At 70.0% G+C, this 19315-nt stretch carries 17 protein-coding genes; 6 read left to right on the top strand and 11 right to left on the bottom strand.

Going from position 1 to position 19315, the window contains the following annotated elements:
* Both G6N61_RS02800 and cobN read right to left on the bottom strand, forming a co-directional pair.
* Entirely contained in the window at positions 1–399 is a 399-nt protein-coding gene (locus tag G6N61_RS02800) for a PPOX class F420-dependent oxidoreductase (protein ID WP_163917131.1), read from the bottom strand.
* A 30-nt stretch (positions 400–429) separates the two neighbouring features.
* Positions 430–4035, bottom strand: a complete 3606-nt coding sequence (cobN, locus tag G6N61_RS02795; protein ID WP_235887378.1) for a cobaltochelatase subunit CobN — start codon at positions 4033–4035, stop codon at positions 430–432.
* A gap of 401 nt (positions 4036–4436) precedes the next feature.
* On the opposite strand from cobN, the gene G6N61_RS02790 reads away from it, so the two are divergent.
* Genes G6N61_RS02790 through G6N61_RS02775 form a run of 4 tightly spaced genes read left to right on the top strand, consistent with a single transcriptional unit; the run spans position 4437 to position 8660 of the window.
* Complete coding sequence (locus G6N61_RS02790; protein WP_163917127.1) at positions 4437–5396, top strand: TauD/TfdA dioxygenase family protein; 960 nt, start codon at positions 4437–4439, stop codon at positions 5394–5396.
* Positions 5397–5400: 4 nt separating this feature from the next.
* Positions 5401–6525, top strand: coding sequence for a precorrin-3B synthase (gene cobG / locus G6N61_RS02785; RefSeq protein WP_163917124.1), 1125 nt, complete (start codon positions 5401–5403; stop codon positions 6523–6525).
* Between the two features lie 9 nt (positions 6526–6534).
* Positions 6535–7161: a precorrin-8X methylmutase gene (locus tag G6N61_RS02780; protein WP_163917122.1), complete on the top strand. Its 627-nt coding sequence runs from the start codon at positions 6535–6537 to the stop codon at positions 7159–7161.
* Entirely contained in the window at positions 7158–8660 is a 1503-nt protein-coding gene (locus G6N61_RS02775) for a precorrin-2 C(20)-methyltransferase (RefSeq protein ID WP_163917120.1), read from the top strand. The genes G6N61_RS02780 and G6N61_RS02775 overlap by 4 nt, the downstream gene beginning before the upstream one ends.
* A gap of 16 nt (positions 8661–8676) precedes the next feature.
* On the opposite strand, the gene G6N61_RS02770 is transcribed toward G6N61_RS02775, so the two are convergent.
* The 4 genes from G6N61_RS02770 to G6N61_RS02755 are packed head-to-tail and all read right to left on the bottom strand — an operon-like array spanning position 8677 to position 13018.
* Positions 8677–10410, bottom strand: coding sequence for an aminotransferase class V-fold PLP-dependent enzyme (locus G6N61_RS02770; RefSeq protein WP_163917118.1), 1734 nt, complete (start codon positions 10408–10410; stop codon positions 8677–8679).
* The gene (locus G6N61_RS02765; protein WP_163917116.1) at positions 10407–11174 is read right to left on the bottom strand and encodes an amino acid ABC transporter ATP-binding protein; all 768 of its coding nucleotides are present in this window, start codon (positions 11172–11174) and stop codon (positions 10407–10409) included. Before G6N61_RS02765 ends, G6N61_RS02770 begins: the two co-directional genes overlap by 4 nt.
* Positions 11167–12069, bottom strand: a complete 903-nt coding sequence (locus G6N61_RS02760) for an amino acid ABC transporter permease (protein ID WP_163917114.1) — start codon at positions 12067–12069, stop codon at positions 11167–11169. The genes G6N61_RS02765 and G6N61_RS02760 overlap by 8 nt, the downstream gene beginning before the upstream one ends.
* On the bottom strand, positions 12059–13018 hold the full coding sequence (locus tag G6N61_RS02755; RefSeq protein ID WP_163917112.1) for an ABC transporter substrate-binding protein: 960 nt from the start codon (positions 13016–13018) through the stop codon (positions 12059–12061). Before G6N61_RS02755 ends, G6N61_RS02760 begins: the two co-directional genes overlap by 11 nt.
* A gap of 137 nt (positions 13019–13155) precedes the next feature.
* Here G6N61_RS02755 and G6N61_RS02750 point away from each other — a divergent pair, with 137 nt between their 5' ends.
* Positions 13156–14226: a phosphotransferase family protein gene (locus G6N61_RS02750; protein ID WP_163917110.1), complete on the top strand. Its 1071-nt coding sequence runs from the start codon at positions 13156–13158 to the stop codon at positions 14224–14226.
* Here the strand turns inward: G6N61_RS02750 and G6N61_RS02745 are convergent.
* Genes G6N61_RS02745 through G6N61_RS02730 form a run of 4 tightly spaced genes read right to left on the bottom strand, consistent with a single transcriptional unit; the run spans position 14210 to position 17652 of the window.
* Positions 14210–14935 carry a cobalt-precorrin-6A reductase gene (locus tag G6N61_RS02745; protein WP_163917108.1) on the bottom strand — a complete coding sequence of 242 codons (726 nt, stop codon included), beginning with the start codon at positions 14933–14935 and terminating at the stop codon, positions 14210–14212. The two genes, G6N61_RS02750 and G6N61_RS02745, sit on opposite strands and share 17 nt — an antisense overlap.
* On the bottom strand, positions 14935–15690 hold the full coding sequence (gene cobM / locus G6N61_RS02740; protein WP_163917106.1) for a precorrin-4 C(11)-methyltransferase: 756 nt from the start codon (positions 15688–15690) through the stop codon (positions 14935–14937). Before cobM ends, G6N61_RS02745 begins: the two co-directional genes overlap by 1 nt.
* Complete coding sequence (cbiE, locus tag G6N61_RS02735) at positions 15687–16871, bottom strand: precorrin-6y C5,15-methyltransferase (decarboxylating) subunit CbiE (RefSeq protein WP_163924552.1); 1185 nt, start codon at positions 16869–16871, stop codon at positions 15687–15689. The genes cobM and cbiE overlap by 4 nt, the downstream gene beginning before the upstream one ends.
* 34 nt (positions 16872–16905) lie before the next feature.
* The gene (locus G6N61_RS02730; RefSeq protein ID WP_163917104.1) at positions 16906–17652 is read right to left on the bottom strand and encodes a decaprenylphospho-beta-D-erythro-pentofuranosid-2-ulose 2-reductase; all 747 of its coding nucleotides are present in this window, start codon (positions 17650–17652) and stop codon (positions 16906–16908) included.
* A gap of 35 nt (positions 17653–17687) precedes the next feature.
* Here G6N61_RS02730 and G6N61_RS02725 point away from each other — a divergent pair, with 35 nt between their 5' ends.
* Positions 17688–18113, top strand: coding sequence for a F420-dependent biliverdin reductase (locus G6N61_RS02725; RefSeq protein WP_163917101.1), 426 nt, complete (start codon positions 17688–17690; stop codon positions 18111–18113).
* 21 nt (positions 18114–18134) lie between these two features.
* Here the strand turns inward: G6N61_RS02725 and G6N61_RS02720 are convergent, their stop codons facing one another.
* Positions 18135–19298 carry a M24 family metallopeptidase gene (locus G6N61_RS02720; protein WP_163917098.1) on the bottom strand — a complete coding sequence of 388 codons (1164 nt, stop codon included), beginning with the start codon at positions 19296–19298 and terminating at the stop codon, positions 18135–18137.
* Between the last annotated feature and the right edge of the window lie 17 nt (positions 19299–19315).

Raw genomic sequence — 19315 nt, 5'->3', positions numbered from 1 at the left:
TCAGCTCGCCCCCGGGTCCCCGGCGGCAGTCAGTTCGATCGTCACGTTCTTGGTCATGCCACCGCGCAACTTCGAGAACACGTTGAACGTCTTGCCGATCAACCCGTAACGCTTGCCGATCGCGTCGTAGGTCTTCCCGTTCGCCGACTTCGGCAGGATCGTCGCCCTGGCCTCGACGGCTTCGCCCTTCGGCTTGCCGCCGCGGTCGCACTCGGCGATCGTCACCCGCGGGGTGTTGCGAATCCGCTTGACCTTCCAGGACTTCTCCTGGGTGATCGCGATCAGGGCGTCACCCGCAGGGGCAGCCCAGATGGCGGTGGGCTTCGGCCTGCCGTCCTTGGTGAAGGTGGTGAGCAGGATGTACTCGGACTTGGCGACGTCGGCGAAGGTCACGGGCATGTGATCAACCTACTTCCCCGACGCCTCCACTCACCCCTCCAGGTCGCCCTCGGTCTCGAGCAGCACCTGCTTCAACGCGTCGAGGGTCGCCGGTTCCGGCGACTCCCACATCCCGCGGCCCGCGGCTTCGAGGAGGCGCTCGGCCATTCCGTGCATCGCCCAGGGGTTCGACTCGGCCATGAACTTGCGGTTCTCGTCGTCGAGCACGTACTCGCCGGCGAGGCGCTCGTACATCCAGTCCGCCATGACACCCGCGGTGGCGTCGTAGCCGAACAGGTAGTCGACCGTCGCCGCCATCTCGAACGCACCCTTGTAGCCGTGGCGCCGCATGGCCGCCATCCAGCGCGGGTTGACGACGCGCGCCCGGAACACCCGGGTGGTCTCCTCCGACAGGGTGCGGGTGCGGACCGATTCGGGCCGGGTGTTGTCCCCGATGTAGGCGGCCGGAGCCTTCCCGGTCAGCGCGCGGACGGTCGCGATCATGCCGCCGTGGTACTGGAAGTAGTCGTCGGAGTCGGCGATGTCGTGTTCGCGGGTGTCGGTGTTCTTCGCGGCGACCGCGATGCGGCGGTAGTTCGCGTTCATGTCGGCGGTGGCGGGTGCACCGTCGAGGTCGCGGCCGTAGGCGAAACCGCCCCAGGCCGTGTACACCTCGGCCAGATCCTGGTCGTCACGCCAGTTGCGGCTGTCGATCAGCTGCAGCAGACCCGCGCCGTAGGTGCCGGGCTTGGACCCGAAGATCCGGGTGGTCGCGCGCCGCTGGTCGCCGTGGTCGGCCAAGTCGACCGACGTGTGGGCGCGCACGTAGTTGTGTTCGTCGGCTTCGTCGAGTCCGGCTACGAGACGAACTGCGTCGTCGAGCATGGCGACCACGTGCGGGAACGCGTCCCGGAAGAAGCCGGAGATCCGCACCGTGACGTCGATGCGCGGTCGGCCGAGTTCGGCCAGTGACACCGCCTCGAGATCGACGACCCGCCGCGACGCCTCGTCCCAAACCGGTCGCGCCCCGAGCAGGGCGAGTACTTCGGCGACGTCGTCACCCGACGTCCGCATCGCCGAGGTGCCCCACACCGACAGCCCCACCGAACGCGGCCACTCGCCGTGGTCGGTGCGGTACCGCTCCAGTAGTGAATCGGCAAGCGCCACACCGGTTTCCCATGCGAGCCGGGACGGCACCGCCTTGGGGTCGACGGAGTAGAAATTTCGGCCCGTCGGGAGCACGTTGACCAGGCCGCGCAGCGGCGACCCCGACGGACCGGAGTCGATGAAGCCGCCGCCCAGCGCGTGCAGGATCTGGTCGACCTCCCGTGCCGTGCCCCGCAGTCGCGGCACCACCTCGGTGGCGGCGAAGCGAAGCACCGACGCGACGGCGAGATCGGAGGTGATCCCGTCGACCGCCTCGGCGTCCCAACCGGACTCCTGCAGCGCCGCGACCAGTTCGCGCGCCTTCTCCTCCGCGGCGTCGACCGAGGTGCGACTGTCCTGACCGTCTTCGGCCAGTCCCAGCGCCTCCCGCAGTCCCGGCACGTTCTGCTCACCACCGAAGAGCTGGCGGGCGCGCAGGATGGCCAGCACCAGGTCGAGTTCGACGTCGCCGGCAGGCGCCTGGCCCAGCACGTGCAGACCGTCGCGGATCTGCACGTCCTTGATCTCGCAGAGCCAGCCGTCGACGTGCAGCAGCATGTCGTCGAAGACGTCCTCATCCGGGCGGTCCTCCAGCCCGAGGTCGTGATCCATCTTGGCGGCGCGCATCAACGTCCAGATCTGCTGTCGGATCGCAGGCAGCTTCGCCGGGTCGAGCGTCGAGATCATCGAGTGTTCGTCGAGAAGCTGTTCGAGGCGGGCGATGTCGCCGTAGCTCTCGGCGCGCGCCATCGGCGGAATCAGGTGGTCGACCAGGATGGCGTGCGCGCGGCGCTTGGCCTGGGTGCCCTCCCCCGGATCGTTGACGAGGAACGGGTAGATCAGCGGCATGTCGCCCAGCGCCGCGTCGGTGCCGCAGCCCGCCGACATGCCGAGGGTCTTGCCCGGCAGCCATTCCAGGTTGCCGTGCTTGCCGATGTGGACCACCGCGTCGGCCCCGAAGCCGTCGGCGAAGTCACGGTCGAGCCATCGGTACGCCGCCAGGTAGTGGTGACTCGGCGGCAGGTCGGGGTCGTGATAGATCGCCACGGGGTTCTCGCCGAACCCGCGCGGGGGCTGGACCAAAATCACCACGTTGCCGGACTTCATTGCGGCGATGACGATCTCACCGTCGGGGTCGTTGCTGCGGTCGACGAACAACTCGCCGGGGGGCGGACCCCAGTGCTCGACGATCGCGTCGGCGAAGTCTTCTGGCAGCGTCGCGAACCATTCTCGATACTCGGCGGCCGACACTCGGATCGGGTTGGCTGCCAGCTTCTCCTCGGTCAGCCAGTCCGGATCTTGGCCGCCACGCTCGATCAGGGCGTGTACGAGTGCATCTCCATCGCCTGCGTCGACGCCGGGAACTTCGCCGATGTCGTAGCCCGCGTCGCGCATCGCCCGCAACAGGACGACCGCGCTGGCAGGGGTGTCGAGTCCGACGGCGTTGCCGATCCTGGCGTGCTTGGTGGGGTAGGCCGAGAACACCAGCGCCACGCGCTTGTCGGCCGGTGCGACGTGGCGCAACCGCGCATGCCGCACCGCCAGACCCGCCACCCGCGCGCACCGCTCGGGGTCGGCGACGTAGGAGATCAGTCCGTCGTCGTCGATCTCCTTGAACGAGAACGGAACCGTGATCACGCGGCCGTCGAACTCGGGCACCGCGACCTGGGTGGCGACGTCGAGCGGCGACATGCCGTCGTCGTTGGATTCCCAGGCATGCCGCGACGACGTCAGACACAGCCCCTGCAGGATCGGGATGTCGAGTGCCGCGAGATGCGCGACGTTCCAATTCTCGTCGCTGCCGCCGGCGCCCACCGCGGCCGGCGTGGCACCGCCGGCGGCGAGCACCGTGGTGACCATCGCGTCGACGCCTGCGAGCAGGTCGAGCAGTTCGGGTTCGGCGGTGCGCAGCGAGGCGCAGTAGATGGGCACGGGGCGGCCACCCGCCGCGTCGATGGCGTGGCACAGCGCACCGATGTACGCCGTGTTGCCGGCCAGATATTGCGCGCGGTAGAAGAGGATCGCGACGCGCGGGCCGTCGTTGGTGGACTCGTACCCCTCCGGACAGTCCAGGACTCCCCAGGTGGGCGTGCTGACCGGCGGGCTGAAGCCGTACCCCGTCATCAGGATCGTGTCGGAGAGGAACGCGTGCAGCTGGGCGAAGTTGGCCACGCCGCCCTGGGCGAGGTAGACGTGCGTCTCCAGTGCGACGCCCGCGGGCACCGACGAATGGCTCATCAGATCGGCGTCGGGCACCTGTTCACCGCTGATGACGACCGTGGGGATGCCGGACGCGACGACTTCGTCGATGCCGTCCTCCCACGCCCGGTAGCCACCGAGGATGCGCACCACGACCACCTGGACGTCGGCGAGGAGTCCTGCGAGTTCACCGTCGATCAGGCGGGACGGGTTGGCCCAGCGGTAGTTGGCGCCGCTGGCACGCGCGGCGATCAGATCGGTATCGGACGTCGACAGCAGCAGGACGGTCGGAACCGACGGAGTGGGAGCCACCCACCATTCGTACCGCACGCCGCCGCAATCGAGCCCCCGCGGCTTCGGTCGCCAGGGCTCAGCGGTCGGAGCTACCCCAGCGGCTGTGCCACGACTGCGGGTAGGGCAACCCGACCAGCGCGATGAGGGCGAGTACCAGTACGGCGAAAACGATGAGACCGACCATGGTCGTTCCTCTCTGTATGCCGCCCGCCGACTCCGGTGTCGGCGGGCGGGCTGTCTCGAAACCTAGTACCGGCGGTACCGTTTCCGATCGAATCGTGTGGCAGAGAACACACCTGACGCGTTGGTGACCGAAGTCACACCCAACCCGTGCACGAGGCTCCGACCTCGGTCGGCGACTTCGGATCGCGGGAAGCGAAACCCTGTCGGCAACGCCCCGCGAGTGGGGGAATGAAGCAATGGCTTCCCCGTCCCCCAGCCCCGACCTCCCCGTCGTCGTCAAGCTCGGCGCGCACATCGGCGCGCGCATCGACGGCGTCCGCCTCGGCGGCGACCTCGACGCCACGACCGTCGACGCCATCAACGACGCCCTGCTGACCCACAAGGTGATCTTCTTCCGCGATCAGCAGCACCTCGACGACGCCGAGCAACTCGCCTTCGCCCGCACGCTGGGCACCCCGACGCTCGCGCACCCGACCGTGCTCTCGCGCGGCACCGACGTGCTGCCCATCGACTCGCGCTACGACAAGGCGAACTCGTGGCACACCGACGTCACGTTCGTCGACCGCATCCCGAAGGCGTCGCTGCTGCGCGCCGTCACGTTGCCCTCCTACGGCGGCACCACCACGTGGGCGTCGACCGAGGCGGCCTACGACCAGCTGCCGGAATCACTGCGCCACCTCGTCGAGAACCTGTGGGCGATCCACACCAACGACTACGACTACGTCCGCGACTTCGACGAGTCCCGCGACGCGGCGCTGGACAAGGCGCGGGAGTACCGCGACGAGTTCGTCTCCGACACCTTCGAGACCGAGCACCCCGTCGTGCGCGTGCACCCGGAGACCGGCCGCAAGGTGCTACTGCTCGGCCACTTCGTCAAGCGTTTCGTGGGCCTCGGCACCCGCGAGTCGGCGACGCTGCTGGACCTGCTGCAGGCCCGGGTGACGCGGCTGGAGAACACGATCCGGTGGAACTGGCAGCCGGGCGATCTGGCCATCTGGGACAACCGCGCCACCCAGCACTACGCCGTGTCCGACTACGACGATCAGTACCGCAAGCTGAGCCGCATCACGCTGGCCGGCGACGTCCCCGTCGACGTGCACGGGGCGACCAGCCGTGTCATCACCGGCGACGCGTCGCACTACTCGCAGATCGTGGCACCGCCGCGATCGTCAAGGCGGCTGACCGCCGTACCGTAGACGGGTGAGCAGAACCCGCGACGACGATCGCTGTCCGGGCGCACTGCAGGTGCATCAGGCGGCAGACGGCGCCCTCGCGCGGGTCCGCCTCCCCGGCGGGATCATCACCGCCGCGCAACTCGGCGCCCTCGCGGCCGCGGCGACCCGATTCGGCTCGTCCGCCCTGGAACTCACCTCCCGCGGCAACGTCCAGGCCCGCGGCGTCACCGACCGCGACGCATTCGCCGAGGCCGTCGCGGCCGCCGGACTGCTGCCCTCGCCGGCCCACGAGCGGGTGCGCAACGTCCTGGCGTCACCACTGACCGGCAGGTCCGGCGGCATCGCCGACGTGCGCGACCTGATCGGCGACCTCGACGCGACGATCCAGCGGGACGCCACACTCGCCCGGCTGCCCGGGCGGTTCCTGTTCGCGATCGACGACGGCCGCGGCGACGTCAGCGGGCTCGGAGCCGACGTCGGCGCGCACGTACTGTCCCCGGACGCCGCAGCACTACTGGTTGGCGGAGTCGACACCGGCGTGCGCATGGCGCTGCCCGATGCCGTGCCGACCATGGCGGCAGTCGCAGCCCGTTTCGTCGAGGTGCGCGACAAGCACTGGCGGATAACCGAACTGCCCGACCCCGCGGTGCTGACGGCGGGGCTGACGCGCGGAGCCGACCCCGGTGCCACCTGGCCACCCGTGACGGCACCACCGGTCGGCTGGATCGAGCAGGACGACGGCCGGGTCACCCTCGGCGCGGCGATCCGCCTCGGCGTCCTCGATGCCAGGACCGCGGAGTTCCTGGCCGCCGTCGAGGCGCCGCTGGTGGTCACCCCGTGGCGTTCGGTGCTGCTCTGCGATCTCGACGAGGGCGTGGCCGACGTGGCACTGCGGGTGCTGGCGCCGCTGGGCCTGGTGTTCGACGCCGACTCGCCGTGGCTGTCGATCAGCTCGTGCACCGGCAGCCCGGGCTGCGAGCACTCGGTGGCCGACGTGCGCAGCGACGCCGCCGACGCGGCGTCGACCGCGCAGCCGTCGTCGACCGCCGTACACCGGCACTTCGTCGGATGCGAACGTGCCTGCGGCAGCCCGCCCGACGGCGAGGTGCTGGTGGCGACCGGAGACGGGTACCGCCCCCGTCGCCCGTAGGGTGAGCGGGTGCTCGACTACGTCCGCGACGCCGCGGAGATCTACCGCCAGTCGTTCGCGACGATCCGTGCCGAGGCCGACCTCGACCGCTTCCCCGAGGACGTCTCGCGGGTCGTGGTGCGGCTGATCCATACCTGCGGTCAGGTCGACGTCGCCGACCACGTGGCCTACACCGACGACGTCGTGGCCCGCACGCACGCCGCGCTGACGGCCGGGGCCCCGATCCTCTGCGACGCGTCGATGGTGGCCTCGGGCATCACCCGGTCGCGGCTGCCCGCCGACAACGAGGTGGTCCCGCTGGTGAGCGACGCACGCGCGGCCGACCTCGCGGCCAAGCTCGGCAGCACGCGGTCGGCAGCGGGGGTCGACCTGTGGGCCGACCGTCTCGGTGGCGCCGTGCTCGCGATCGGCAACGCACCCACCGCCCTGTTCCGGCTGTTGGAACTGATCGACGACGGCGCACCGGTGCCGGCTGCCGTGCTCGGCGGACCGGTCGGGTTCGTGGGGTCCGCGCAGTCGAAGGACGAACTCATCGCCCGTCCGCGCGGCATGTCGTACCTGGTGGTGACTGGACGGCGCGGGGGCAGCGCGATGGCTGCGGCCGCGGTGAACGCGATTGCGAGCGAACGCGAATGACGGGCACCCTGTGGGGCGTGGGCCTCGGCCCCGGCGACCCGGAACTGGTGACCGTCAAGGCCGCCCGCGTGATCGGCGAGGCCGACGTCGTCGCCTATCACAGCGCACGGCACGGCCGCAGCATCGCCCGCGGCATCGCGGCACCGTATCTGCGGCCCGGCCAGATCGAGGAACACCTCGTCTATCCGGTGACGACGGAGACCACCGAGCACCCCGGCGGCTACGCGGGGGCGATGGAGGACTTCTACCGCGAGTCGGCGGAGCGGATCGCGGTGCACCTCGAGGCCGGCCGTGACGTCGCCCTGCTCGCCGAGGGCGACCCGCTGTTCTACAGCTCCTACATGCACATGCACACCCGGCTGACGGAGCGGTTCGAAGCCGTCATCGTGCCCGGCGTCACGTCGGTCAGTGCGGCGTCGGCCGCCACCGGCACACCGCTGGTCCAGGGCGACGAGGTGCTGACGATCCTGCCGGGTACGCTGCCGCCCGCCGAACTCGAGCGCCGCCTGTCCGACACCGACGCCGCGGTCATCATGAAGCTCGGTCGGTCGTATCCCGCTGTGCTGGAAGCGCTTCGGGCGACGGGTCGGATCGACGAGGCGTTCTACGTCGAGCGGGCCAGCACCGATCGGCAGCGCGTGCTGCCCGCCGCCGAGGCCGACGCCGACTCGGTGCCCTACTTCGCGATCGCGATGCTGCCGGGGATGATGCCCCGGCTGAAGACATCCCCCGAGTCGCTGCGTTCCAGCCCGCCGGGGCCCGTCGGCAGCGTCGCCGTGGTCGGCCTGGGACCCGGCGACGTGGACTGGATGACGCCGCAGTCGCGCCGTGAACTGGCCACCGCGACAGACCTGATCGGGTACGGCCCGTACCTGGATCGCGTCGGGGCCCGCGATGGTCAGACGCGACACCCCAGCGACAACACCGACGAACCCGAGCGCGCCCGGTTGGCCTGCATGCTCGCCGAGCAGGGCCGCGCGGTGGCAGTCGTGTCCTCCGGCGATCCGGGTGTGTTCGCCATGGCGACCGCGGTGCTCGAGGAGGCCAAGGAGTGGCCGGGCGTCGACGTCCGGGTGATCCCCGCCATGACCGCGGCCCAGGCCGTCGCGAGCCGGGTGGGCGCCCCGTTGGGCCATGACTACGCGGTGATCTCGCTGTCCGACCGGCTCAAGCCGTGGGACGTCATCACCGCCCGGCTCACCGCGGCCGCACAAGCGGACCTGGTGCTGGCCATCTACAACCCGGCGTCGAAGACGCGCACCTGGCAGGTGGCCGCGATGCGGGATCTGCTGCTGGAGCACCGTGACCCGAGCACGCCGGTCGTGATCGGCCGCGACGTGTCGGGCCCGCGCGAGGAGGTCAAGGTGGTGCGCCTCGCCGATCTCGATGCAGGCGACGTCGACATGCGCTGCCTGCTGATCATCGGTTCGTCGCAGACGCAGTGGCAGTCCGACGACGGCGTCGACCGCGTCTACACGCTGCGCCGCTACCCCGGCTGACACCGGTCGCGGAGCGTCAGCCCCGAATCTCGCTGAGGTAGTTGTAGATCGTGTAGCGCGTGACGTCGAGCCGTCCCGCCACGTGGTCCACGGAATCCCTGATCAGGAAGAAACCGGCCTCGTCGAGTTCGCGGACGACCGCGGCCTTGTGGTGCTTCTTCATCTGCACCGTCGGCACCCCCACCTTGGCGATGGCACCGTCCACCAGGAACCGTTGGAGGCTGTCGACGTCCGGAGGAAAGCTCTCGTCGCGTTCGGGAACGTCGGACGCGACGGCCTCCGGCACGACGCTGTTCACGCACAGACACCCGACCGCGGCACCATCGGCGTCGCGCAGGAACAGGGTCGAGGATCGGATCGGCCGTCCGTCCGGTCCGTTGGTTCGGTAGTTGATCAGGTCCTGGGTGGTGCCGCGGCGAATCAGTCCCAGGAGCAGATCGGTCATCGGTCCGCCGACCGTGCGGTTCGTGAGGTCGCCGGCGATGGCCACGATCGAGTCGGGCAACCGCGAGAGGTCGTGCAGCAGCACCTCGTTGCCGGGACCCAGCATGGCCGCCAGCCCGTGCACCGTGGGGACCATCGACGCCAGCAGATCGTGGGTGACGCTGCCCGCCACGACAGGGTGTGGCGTGGACGCGGGCCGGTGCGGTTGCGTCAGCGAGACGAGGACCTCCCTGAGCCGGTCGCCGACGTCGAGCGACGTCGATGCGTGTGGCGACAGCCGAACGTGTTCGGGCCGAACGGTTGCCGCCATCCCCGCCGCGTTCATGGCGGCACCGATCTGCTCGGGTGCATGCCCTGGCAACGTGAACGCCAGGATGCCCGCCCGCCGCTCGCGTGCCGAGACGATGTGTGCCCCGTAGGTCAGGAGGACGTCCTCGAGCATCTCGACCCGGGCCGCGACGTGCTCGGCGATCGAGGCCACGCCTGCCTCCTCGACGAGTTCAAGCGCCGCCGCGAACGCCCCCGAGGTGACGGGGCTCAGGTTCGAGATCGACCACGCCGCAGCGGTGGTGTCCGCGGGATGGATCGTCTCGTCGAACAGTCCGGGATCGCGCGCGCCGGTCCAACCCGAGAGCACCGGATCCATCCGTTCCAGCGCACGGTCCGACAGCATCGCGAACCCGGTCCCCCAGCCCGACCGCAGCCACTTCTGTCCGCCGGTGACCAGGATGTCGGCCACCTCCCACGGCGCCTCGATCACGCCGAAGCCCTGGATGGCGTCCACGACGAGCAATCGGTCGCCGACGACCTCGCGGAGTGCGGCCAGGTCGGCGCGGTAGCCGGTGCGGTAGTCGACGGCACTGACCGAGACCATGGACACGTCGTCGGTGAGCGCCTCGGCGACCAGATCCGCCGTGACGTAGCCACCCGGCAGACGGCGCATCGACAGGCGCCCCGCCTGCTCGGCACGCGCCCACGGGTAGGTGTTGGCCGGGAACTCCGCCGCCGACACCAGCACGGTGCCACCCGGCGCGTTGAACGCCGCCTGCAACAGGCCGAGGCTGGTGTGCGGTTGCAGGACGATGTGGTCGATGTCGCTGCCGCACAGGCGAGCCGCGGCCGCCTTGGCGCGCGTCTCCTCCCTCATCAGCTCGTCCACGGTGGACGGCCCGGCATGCGTCGCCTTCTCGAGGAGTCGGGCCGTGGCGTCGAGCACGGCATGCGACGGCGGCCCGAAGCGGGCGAAGTCGAGGTAGCCGGCCGGCTCGGCGAACTGCAACAGGTAGCGCGGCGAGATGGGTCTCACGCGAGCACCCTGGCCAGGAACTGGCGCGTGCGTTCGTGTTCCGGCGCCTTGAGGATGCGCTCGGGTGGACCCGTCTCCACGACCGCGCCGTCGGCCATGAACACGACCTCGTCGGCGGCCTCGGAAGCGAACGCGATCTCGTGGGTGACGACGACCATCGTCATGCCGTCGGCGGCCAACGCGTTCATCACGGCGAGCACCTCCCCGACCAGTTCCGGGTCGAGCGCGGAGGTCGGCTCGTCGAACAGCATGAGCTTGGGCTTCATCGCCAGCGAGCGTGCGATCGCGACGCGCTGCTGCTGGCCGCCGGACAGCTGCGCGGGGTACGCATCCCCGCGCTCGCCGAGTCCGACGCGGTCGAGTAGTTCGCGGCCCTCCCGTCGGGCGACGTCGGGCGCGACGCCGAGCACGCGGATGGGTCCCTCGATGACGTTCTCCAGCGCGGTGCGGTGGCCGAACAGGTTGAATCGCTGGAACACCATCCCGATGTCCCGGCGCTGCTTGGCCACGTCGCGCTCGCGCAGCTCGTAGAGCTTGCCGTTGCGCAGCTCGAATCCGATGGGCTTGCCGTCCACCCACACCTGGCCGGCGTCGATGGTCTCCAGATGGTTGAGGCAGCGCAGGAAGGTGCTCTTGCCTGCTCCCGACGGGCCGAGCAGACAGACCACCTGACCGCGGCGTACGTCGAGGTCGATGCCCTTCAGGACCTCGGTGTGCCCGTAGCTCTTTCGAACGCCGATGGCTCTCAGCAGCGGCTCAGACACGGGCGCCCCTCGTCAACGGGATGGCTCGCAACGCCTTGGCGGCTTGGGCGGCGACACTGCGCTCGGCAGCGCCGAAGGTGCGTTCCAAGTAATGCTGTCCGATGCCTGCCGCAGTCACCACCACCATGTACCAGATCGCGGCGGCGAACAGCGTCTCCATCACCAGCAGGTTGTGCGAGGAGATGTTGTTGGACGCGTGCAGGAGTTCGGTCACGCCGATCACCGACGCGATCGAGGTGCCCTTGAGCATGTCGATGAAGTCGTTGCCCGTCGGCGGGATGATCACCCGCATCGCCTGTGGCAGCACCACCCGGCGCAGCGTCAGATTCGGCGCCATGCCAATCGATTTCGCGGCTTCGGTCTGCCCGCTGTCGACGCTGTTGAGGCCTGCGCGCACGATCTCGGCCATGTAGGCGCTCTCGTTGAGCGCCAGTCCGAGCAGCGCCGCGGTGAACGCGCTGACGAGCACGTTGGTGGGCTCGTCGATCAGAGATCCGCCGAACGGCAACGGAATCGAGATCCTGGGGATCACGAGCGCCAGGTTGTACCAGATGAGGATCTGCAGGAGCACGGGCAACCCGCGGAACAACCAGATGTAGCCCGCGGCGAACGCCTTCGCCACCGGGTTCGCGCTGCGGCGCATCAGTGCGATGACGATGCCGATCACGATGGCGACCGACTGCGCGATGACGGCGAGCAGCACCGTGTTGACCAGACCGAGGAGCATCACCCGGTACACGACGAAGTCGGGCACCGAGGCCCAGTCGATGCGCGCTTCGGACAGCGCGACGAAGAGCGCTGCGAGCAGGCCGACGATCACGACGGCACTGATCCAGCGGCCCCAGTGCCGGAGCCGGACTATCGGCAGCGCCTGAGCGGGTGCGTCATGCGCCATTGATGGCGGACTCCTTCAGTGCGCCCTGTTCGACGCCCCAGCTCTGCAGGATCTGCAGGTACGTGCCGTCGCTGATCAGCTCGCCGAGTGCCTCGTTGACCGCATCGCGAAGGCCGGCGTTGGTCTTGGCGAAGCCGATGCCGTACGGGCCGCCTTCGATCGGCGGACCGGGTACCACCTCGAAGGTGTTGCCGTCACCGGCGGTGCGGGAGATGTAGGCGGCACTCGGTAGGTCGTTGAGGATCGCCGCGACGCGCCCGGTGCGGAGCTGGTTCTGGTTCTGGGTGTCGCTGTCGGTGGCGGTCACCGTGACCGCGGGCTGGCCCGCCTGGACGCACTTCTCGCTCTGCGCCGCGGCGAACGTCTGATGGCTGGTGCCCTGCACGACTGCGACGTTCTTGCCGCACAACGCGTCGGGACCGGTGATGCCCTCGGGATTGCCCTTCTGCACCATGATCGTGATGCCGGAGGAGAAGTAGTCGACGAAGTCGATCTGCTGCTGGCGTTCCTTGGTGTCGTTCATCCCGGCGATCGTCATGTCGATGCGGCCCGACTGCAGACTGGTTATCAACGAGCCGAATGCCATGTCCTGGTAGGCCATGTCGACGCCGAGCTTGCGGCCGATGGCCTTGGCCAGGTCGACCTCGTAGCCGATCGGCGTCGTGCCGTCTGCGGCGTAGAAGTTGTTGGGCGCCGACTGGACGTTGGACCCGACGTTGACGGTCTTGGCCTGCGCGACGGGCGCCGGTAGCCGCGCGGCGAGCGCCTCATCCGGTTCGATGGCGGAGATCAGCGAGGCGTTGTCCGGGATCGCCGACTGGCTGCCGCCTGCGGCGGACTCTCCTGCGGTGTCGCTGCCGACACCGCTACCACATGCGGTGACGCCGGCGATGAGGGCTCCGGCGAACAGCACGCGGAGCGGTGAACTGATGAGCGACGATGATCGCATCGGAACCTCCAAGGTGTGATCTGCGCGACGCTACAACAAAATGTTGAATCCGTCTCCACAAAGTGTTGAATATGGGTCCATGACTGCCGTCGAGAATCGTTGACAGCTGTCGAGCGGGCCGATTAGTGTCCGGCCCCATGACCACGGCCGCCGCCATTCCGCGTTGCCCCGAAGACGTGACGCCGCAATGGTTGAGCACCGCACTGGGCGCCGACGTGACGACGGTGGAGACCGCACCGATCGGCACCGGGCAGACCGGGGCGACGTACCGCCTCACGGTCACCTACTCCGGCGAGCAGGAACGCGACCTGCCGACCACGTTCGCCGTCAAGCTGCCATCACAGGACGAGACCGTGCGCGAACGAGTGGCACTGGGCTACCGCGCCGAGCACGCCTTCTACACTCACGTCGCCGACGCCGTCCGCGTGCCGATCCCCCGGCACTACTACTGCGACATCTCCGACGACGGCGGCGACATCGTCCTGCTGCTCGCCGACATGGCACCCGCGGTCCAGGGCGACCAGATCCGCGGATGCGACGGAGTCGAGGCCGAACTCGCCGTGCGGGCTCTCGCCGGCCTGCACGGCCCGACGTGGTGCGACCCGAAATGGGCTGAATTCCCCGGGCTGGTCATGTCGATGGCGACGGGCGACGCCGCCAAGGGCCTCGGCGACGTCGCGATCATGGCCACGCAGATCACGCTGGACCGCCTCGGCGACCGGATGAGCGCCGAGAACCGCGCGACGGCAACGGAATCGATGGCCCTGACCACGCCGTGGCTGCTGTCCGAACCTGGCCGGTTCTCGCTCATGCATGGCGACTACCGGCTGGACAACCTGCTGTTCACACCGGACCGCACCGAGGTGACGGTGGTCGACTGGCAGACCCTCGGTGCCGGTCTGCCCGCCCGGGACCTGGCTTACTTCACGGCCACCAGCCTGCTCCCCGAGCAGCGCGCCGACCTCGACGAGCAATTGGTGGCGGCCTATCACGACGAACTGCTCGGCTACGGGATCACCGGCTACGACCGCGACGCGTGTTGGCGCGACTACCGGCTCGGCATGCTGCAGGCGCCGCTGATCACCACCCTCGGTTGCGCTTTCACGAGCAACACCGAACGCGGCGACGAGATGATGCGCGTCATGCTCGAACGTGGCTGCCAGGCGATCCGCGACCTGGACAGCCTGGCACTCATCGACGCGCGCTGACCCACCGCACCGCGTCGTCGACCGTCGAGACCACCTCGACGCCGTCGGGCAGCCGGGGACGGTCCACCATCACCACCGTCACACCGAGGTCGTCGGCCGCCTCGAGCTTCGCCCTGGTCATGTCGCCGCCGCTGTTCTTCGTGACCAGCGCGTCGATGCGCCAGCGCTGCAACAGTTCCCGCTCGTCGCCGACACGGTAGGGCCCGCGCGACAGCACCAGCTCGTGTCGTCGCGGCAGCGAGCTGGACTCCGGAGCGGTCACCGCCCTGATCAGGAACCACGCGTCGACGTCGACGAACGCCCGGGTACCGGATCGACCCGTGGTGAGGAAGACCCGCTCCCACCCGCGCTCGGCGACGACCCGCGCGGCGTCGCTGTCCGAGTCCACGACGATGGCGGCGCCGGGCGGCCACGCCGGACGGGCCAGCACCACGTGCGGGACGCCTTCGGCGCGGCACGCCTGCGCCGCGTTGGCGGTGATGGTCGCGGCGAACGGATGCGTCGCGTCGACCACGACGTCGATGTCGTTGTCGCGCAACCATGTCCGCAGACCGGCGGCCCCACCAAAGCCACCGATGCGTACCGTCCCGACCGGCAGCGCGGGGTCGGGAACCCGACCGGCCAGCGAACTCACCACGTCGACGTCCGGGTGCAGCCGAGCCGCCAGCGCGCGGGCCTCGCCGGTGCCGCCGAGAAGCAGCAGGCGCACTAGTGCCGACTCCCCCGGCGCCTGCCGGTCGAGTACAGGTAACTGTCGGTGAAGCCCTCGGCGGCGAGGACGTCGCCGACGACGATGACCGCCGTCCGGGTGACGCCCTCGGCCTTCATCCGCTCGGCGACGTCGGCCAGCGTGCACCGGATCACCGTCTCCTGCGGCCAGCTGGCGAAGGCCACCACCGCACAGGGGGTTTCGGCCCGGTACCCGCCGGCCACCAGCTCGGGCACGATCGCGTCGATCTGCGCAGCGGCCAGGTGCAGCACCAGGGTGGCGCCCGGAGCGGACAACGTGCGCAGATCCTCACCGTCGGGCATCGCCGTCGACAGCGTCGACACCCTGCTCAGCGTGACGGTCTGCGCGACACCGGGGACGGTCAGTTCCCGCCCCAGCGCGGCTGCCGCGGCAGCGAACGCCGGCACCCCGGGCACGACCTCCCAGTCGACGCCGCGCTCGTCGAGCCTGCGGCACTGCTCGGCCAGCGCGCTGTAGAGCGACGGGTCACCGGAGTGCAGCCGGGCCACGTCGAGACCGGCGGCGTGTGCCTCGGTCAGTTCGTCGACGATCTGGTCGAGGGTCAGCGGCCCGGTGTCGACCACCCGCGCGTCCGGCGGGCACAGCGCGAGCAGATCGTCGGGCATGATCGACCCGGCGTAGAGGCACACCGGACACCGACCGAGCAGACGCTGGCCCCGCACGGTGATGAGATCGGCGGCGCCCGGGCCAGCCCCGATGAAGTAGACCGTCACGGTTTGATCATCGTCCACTGCGTGACGGGCATCGCCGCGCGCCACCCGGTGAAGCCGCCGACCGGCTCACCGCGGTAGTGCTGGTACCGGCGCATCTCCCCGCCGTGCTTCGAATGCCACTGCGCGAGAACTGCTTCGGATTCGATGGTCACGGCGTTGGCCACCAGCCGCCCGCCTCCCATCAGATGGGAGTAGCAGCCGTCAAGCACCCCGGGATGGGTGAGCCCTCCGCCGATGAAGATCGCCGTGGGCGCCCGCACGCCCTCGAAGCTCTCCGGCGCGGGGCCACGCACCTCGACCGCTGCACCGAACGCCTTCGCGTTCGCCGTGATCCGCTCCCGGCGTGCCTCGTCCCGCTCGAAGGCCACGGCATCGCACCTGTTCGAGCCCCTGGCCCACTCGATGGCGATGCTGCCCGAGCCGGCGCCCACGTCCCACAGCAGCTCTCCGGGACGAGGCGCCAGCGCCGCCATCGTGACCGCGCGCATCGACTGCTTGGTCAGCTGGCCGTCGTGGGCAAGCGCGTCGTCGGGCAGCGTCGTGAGGATCCGCTCGTCGGGCCGGTAGTCCACGGCGACCACGTTGAGCGGGTCGACGTCGTCCGGCGGTCGGGTCGACCACTCCAGCGCGGTGCCCGACCGGATGCTCTCCTGCGGCCCGCCCAGCTGCTCCAGCAGGGTCAGCACCGACTGTCCGCGGCCGGTCGCGGTCAGCAGCCGAGCCAACTCGGCCGCGCTGGACTCGTTGCGGCTCAACACGATCGAACGCCCGCCCCGGCGGACCGCGCTCGGCGTCGCCGCCGTCAGCAGGCTGATGACCTCGGCGTCCTGTACCGCCCAGCCCAGCCTGGCGCAGGCCAGCGTCACCGACGACACGTGGGGCAACACGGTGACCCGGCCGACGCCGTAGTACTTCGTCAGCGTCGTCCCGATGCCGTGGAACATCGGGTCGCCGCTGGCGACCACGTGCACGTCCGACCGGGCCTCCTGGAAGAGCGAGACCAGCGCTGGCAGCATCGGCGACGGCCACCGCCTCCGGTCCGCCGACACCGAATCGTCGAGCAGGTCGAGTTGTCTCGGCGAGCCGTATACCACGGTCGCGCGGCGCAATTCGTCGGCAGACGCCGGCGGTAGCCCTGCCATGCCGTCGGCGCCGATGCCGACGACCACGATGCGACCCATACTCATCGGCCCACTCTGCTCTTCGCGCAAGCGCTCATCGCCGCAACCGCCGCCACACCCCGCGCGGGAGCAACCGCAGCGCCACCACCAGCAGGCCCAACGACCGCGGCACCCAGACCTCGCTACGCCCCTTGGCCAGCGCGGCGGCCGTCGCCTCGGCGACCTGACGGGGCGTGCTCGACAGCGGCGCGGGCGACATGCCCTCGGTCATCCGCCCGATCACGAAACCCGGCCGGACTAGCAGCACCCGCACCCCCGACCCGTGCAGCGCATCGGTCAGACCGCGCGCGAACCCGTCGAGCCCCGCCTTGGCCGAGCCGTACACGTAGTTGGCGCGGCGCACCCGCGCACCGGCGACCGAGGAGAACACCACGATGTCGCCGCCACCGGCGGCCCGCATGGTGTCCGCGAGCACCGTCAGCAGACTGACCTGCGCGGTGAAGTCGGTGTGCACGATCGCCGCGGCGTGCGCGGCATCCCGCTCCGCGCGGGCCTGGTCGCCGAGGATGCCGAACGCCACCACCGCGGTGTCGATGCGGCCGTGCTCGGCCACGATGGACGCGACGACGCGCGGATGCGAGGCCAGGTCGTCGGCGTCGAACTCCACCGTCCGCACCGCCGCCGCCCCGGCCGCTCGAAGCGCGTCGGACTCCACCGCGAGCTGATCGGCCCGCCGCGCCGCCAGGACGACGGTCGCGCCCCGGGCCAGTCGCGTCGCCAGCTCGACGCCGATCTCACTGCGGCCGCCGAAGATCACCACCGTGCGCGTCGTGTCGTCCATGGTCGTGATTATGTCCTGCGCTAGATTGAGCCCCGATGGCTACTTCTGGTCGCAAGGCAACGACCCGGCTGACCAATGACGCGATCGCGTTCCTCACCGAACGCCATCTCGCCATGCTGACCACGCTGCGGTCGGACAATTCACCCCACGTCGTGGCCGTCGGGTTCACCTTCGACCCCAAGACGCACGTCGCCCGGGTGATCACCACGGGCGGCTCACAGAAGGCAGTCAACGCAGCCGAGCGCGGCGTGGCCGTCCTCAGCCAGGTCGACGGCGCGCGCTGGCTGTCGCTCGAGGGCAAGTCGACGGTGAAGGACGAACCGGACGCCGTGCGCGACGCCGAGCTGCGCTACGCCCAGCGGTACCGCACTCCCCGGGTCAACCCCCGGCGCGTCGTGATCGAGGTGCGCGTCGAACGCGTACTCGGCTCCTCGGAGCTGCTCGACCGCTCCGGTGAGTAGTCGGCTCCGCCGACGCGGCGACTAGGCCACCGGCACCACGACCAGTTCGTGCGGCTGATTGTTCACCGACAGCGCACCGTCCTCGGTGACGACCACGATGTCCTCGATCCGAGCACCCCACTGTCCGGGGAAGTAGATTCCGGGTTCGACGCTGAACGCCATCCCGCTCTCCAGCGGCAGATCGTTGCCCGCCACGATGTAGGGCTCCTCGTGGACGGACAGGCCGATGCCGTGACCGGTCCTGTGCACGAAGACCTCGGCGAGCCCTTCGGCCGCCAGCACGTCACGCGCTGCGGCGTCGACCTGCTCCGCGGTGACGCCTGGCCGCACCGCGGCCACCGCAGCCCGTTGCGCCTGCTGCAGCACGGCGTACTGCCGCGACACCTCCGGCGACGGCTCGCCGATGCTGTAGGTGCGCGTCGAGTCGGAGTTGTAGCCCGGCTCGTACGGACCGCCGATGTCGACCACCACGACGTCGCCCTCCCGCAATTCGCGGTCGGAGCACTCGTGGTGCGGGTCGGCGCCGTTGGGGCCGGACCCGACGATGATGAACGCGACCTCCGAATGCCCTTCGGCCACAATGGCTTCGGCGATGTCGGCGGCGACGTCGGCCTCGGTGCGGCCCGGCGCCAGGAACTCGGGCACCCGGGCGTGGACGCGGTCGATCGCCGCACCCGCCTTGCGCAACGCATCGATCTCGGCGGCGTCCTTGACCATCCGCAGCCGGCGTAGCACGTCGGTGGCGAGAATCGGCACCGCGCCGAGCACGTCGGCGAGCGGCAGCAGGTGCAGTGCGGGCATGGCGTCGGTGACCGCGGTCTTGATCGGCGGGCAGGAGCGAAGCGACCCGGGATTCGAGTCAGGCCCACCGCCCAACACGTCGGCGACCAGGCGGTACGGATTCTCACCGTCCACCCAATCCCGCACGGCCAGGCCCAGTTCCGGCACCGCCGACTCGCGCAGCGATGCCAGTTCCAGCCGCGGGACCACGACCGTCGGGTCACCGGAGGCCGGCAGCACCAGGGCGGTGAGGCGCTCGAACGTCTGCGCCCGCGAACCCAGCAGGTAGCGCAGGTCGTAACCGGGGGTGATGACGAGGCCGGCCAGACCCGCCGCTGCGGCGGCATCGGCCGCCGACTGCAGTCGTCGTGCATACACGTCGGTACCGAATCGCCCGGAGTCCATGCCCTCGAGGCTACTGT

This window comes from Mycolicibacterium arabiense (genome assembly GCF_010731815.2).
GTDB classification, from domain to species: Bacteria; Actinomycetota; Actinomycetes; order Mycobacteriales; family Mycobacteriaceae; genus Mycobacterium; species Mycobacterium arabiense.
The sequence above is the reverse complement of the archived record's forward strand: the minus strand, read 5'-3'. Positions and strand labels throughout refer to the sequence as shown.

What these genes read in the sequence shown, in the direction of transcription:
- G6N61_RS02800 (WP_163917131.1), bottom strand. Translation starts at nt 399, where the DNA reads ATGCCCGTGACCTTCGCCGACGTCGCCAAGTCCGAGTACATCCTGCTC.
- G6N61_RS02790 (WP_163917127.1), top strand. Translation starts at nt 4,437, where the DNA reads ATGGCTTCCCCGTCCCCCAGCCCCGACCTCCCCGTCGTCGTCAAGCTC.
- G6N61_RS02775 (WP_163917120.1), top strand. Translation starts at nt 7,158, where the DNA reads ATGACGGGCACCCTGTGGGGCGTGGGCCTCGGCCCCGGCGACCCGGAA.
- G6N61_RS02760 (WP_163917114.1), bottom strand. Translation starts at nt 12,069, where the DNA reads ATGGCGCATGACGCACCCGCTCAGGCGCTGCCGATAGTCCGGCTCCGG.
- G6N61_RS02755 (WP_163917112.1), bottom strand. Translation starts at nt 13,018, where the DNA reads ATGCGATCATCGTCGCTCATCAGTTCACCGCTCCGCGTGCTGTTCGCC.
- G6N61_RS02750 (WP_163917110.1), top strand. Translation starts at nt 13,156, where the DNA reads ATGACCACGGCCGCCGCCATTCCGCGTTGCCCCGAAGACGTGACGCCG.
- cbiE (WP_163924552.1), bottom strand. Translation starts at nt 16,871, where the DNA reads ATGGGTCGCATCGTGGTCGTCGGCATCGGCGCCGACGGCATGGCAGGG.
- G6N61_RS02730 (WP_163917104.1), bottom strand. Translation starts at nt 17,652, where the DNA reads ATGGACGACACGACGCGCACGGTGGTGATCTTCGGCGGCCGCAGTGAG.
- G6N61_RS02725 (WP_163917101.1), top strand. Translation starts at nt 17,688, where the DNA reads ATGGCTACTTCTGGTCGCAAGGCAACGACCCGGCTGACCAATGACGCG.
- G6N61_RS02720 (WP_163917098.1), bottom strand. Translation starts at nt 19,298, where the DNA reads ATGGACTCCGGGCGATTCGGTACCGACGTGTATGCACGACGACTGCAG.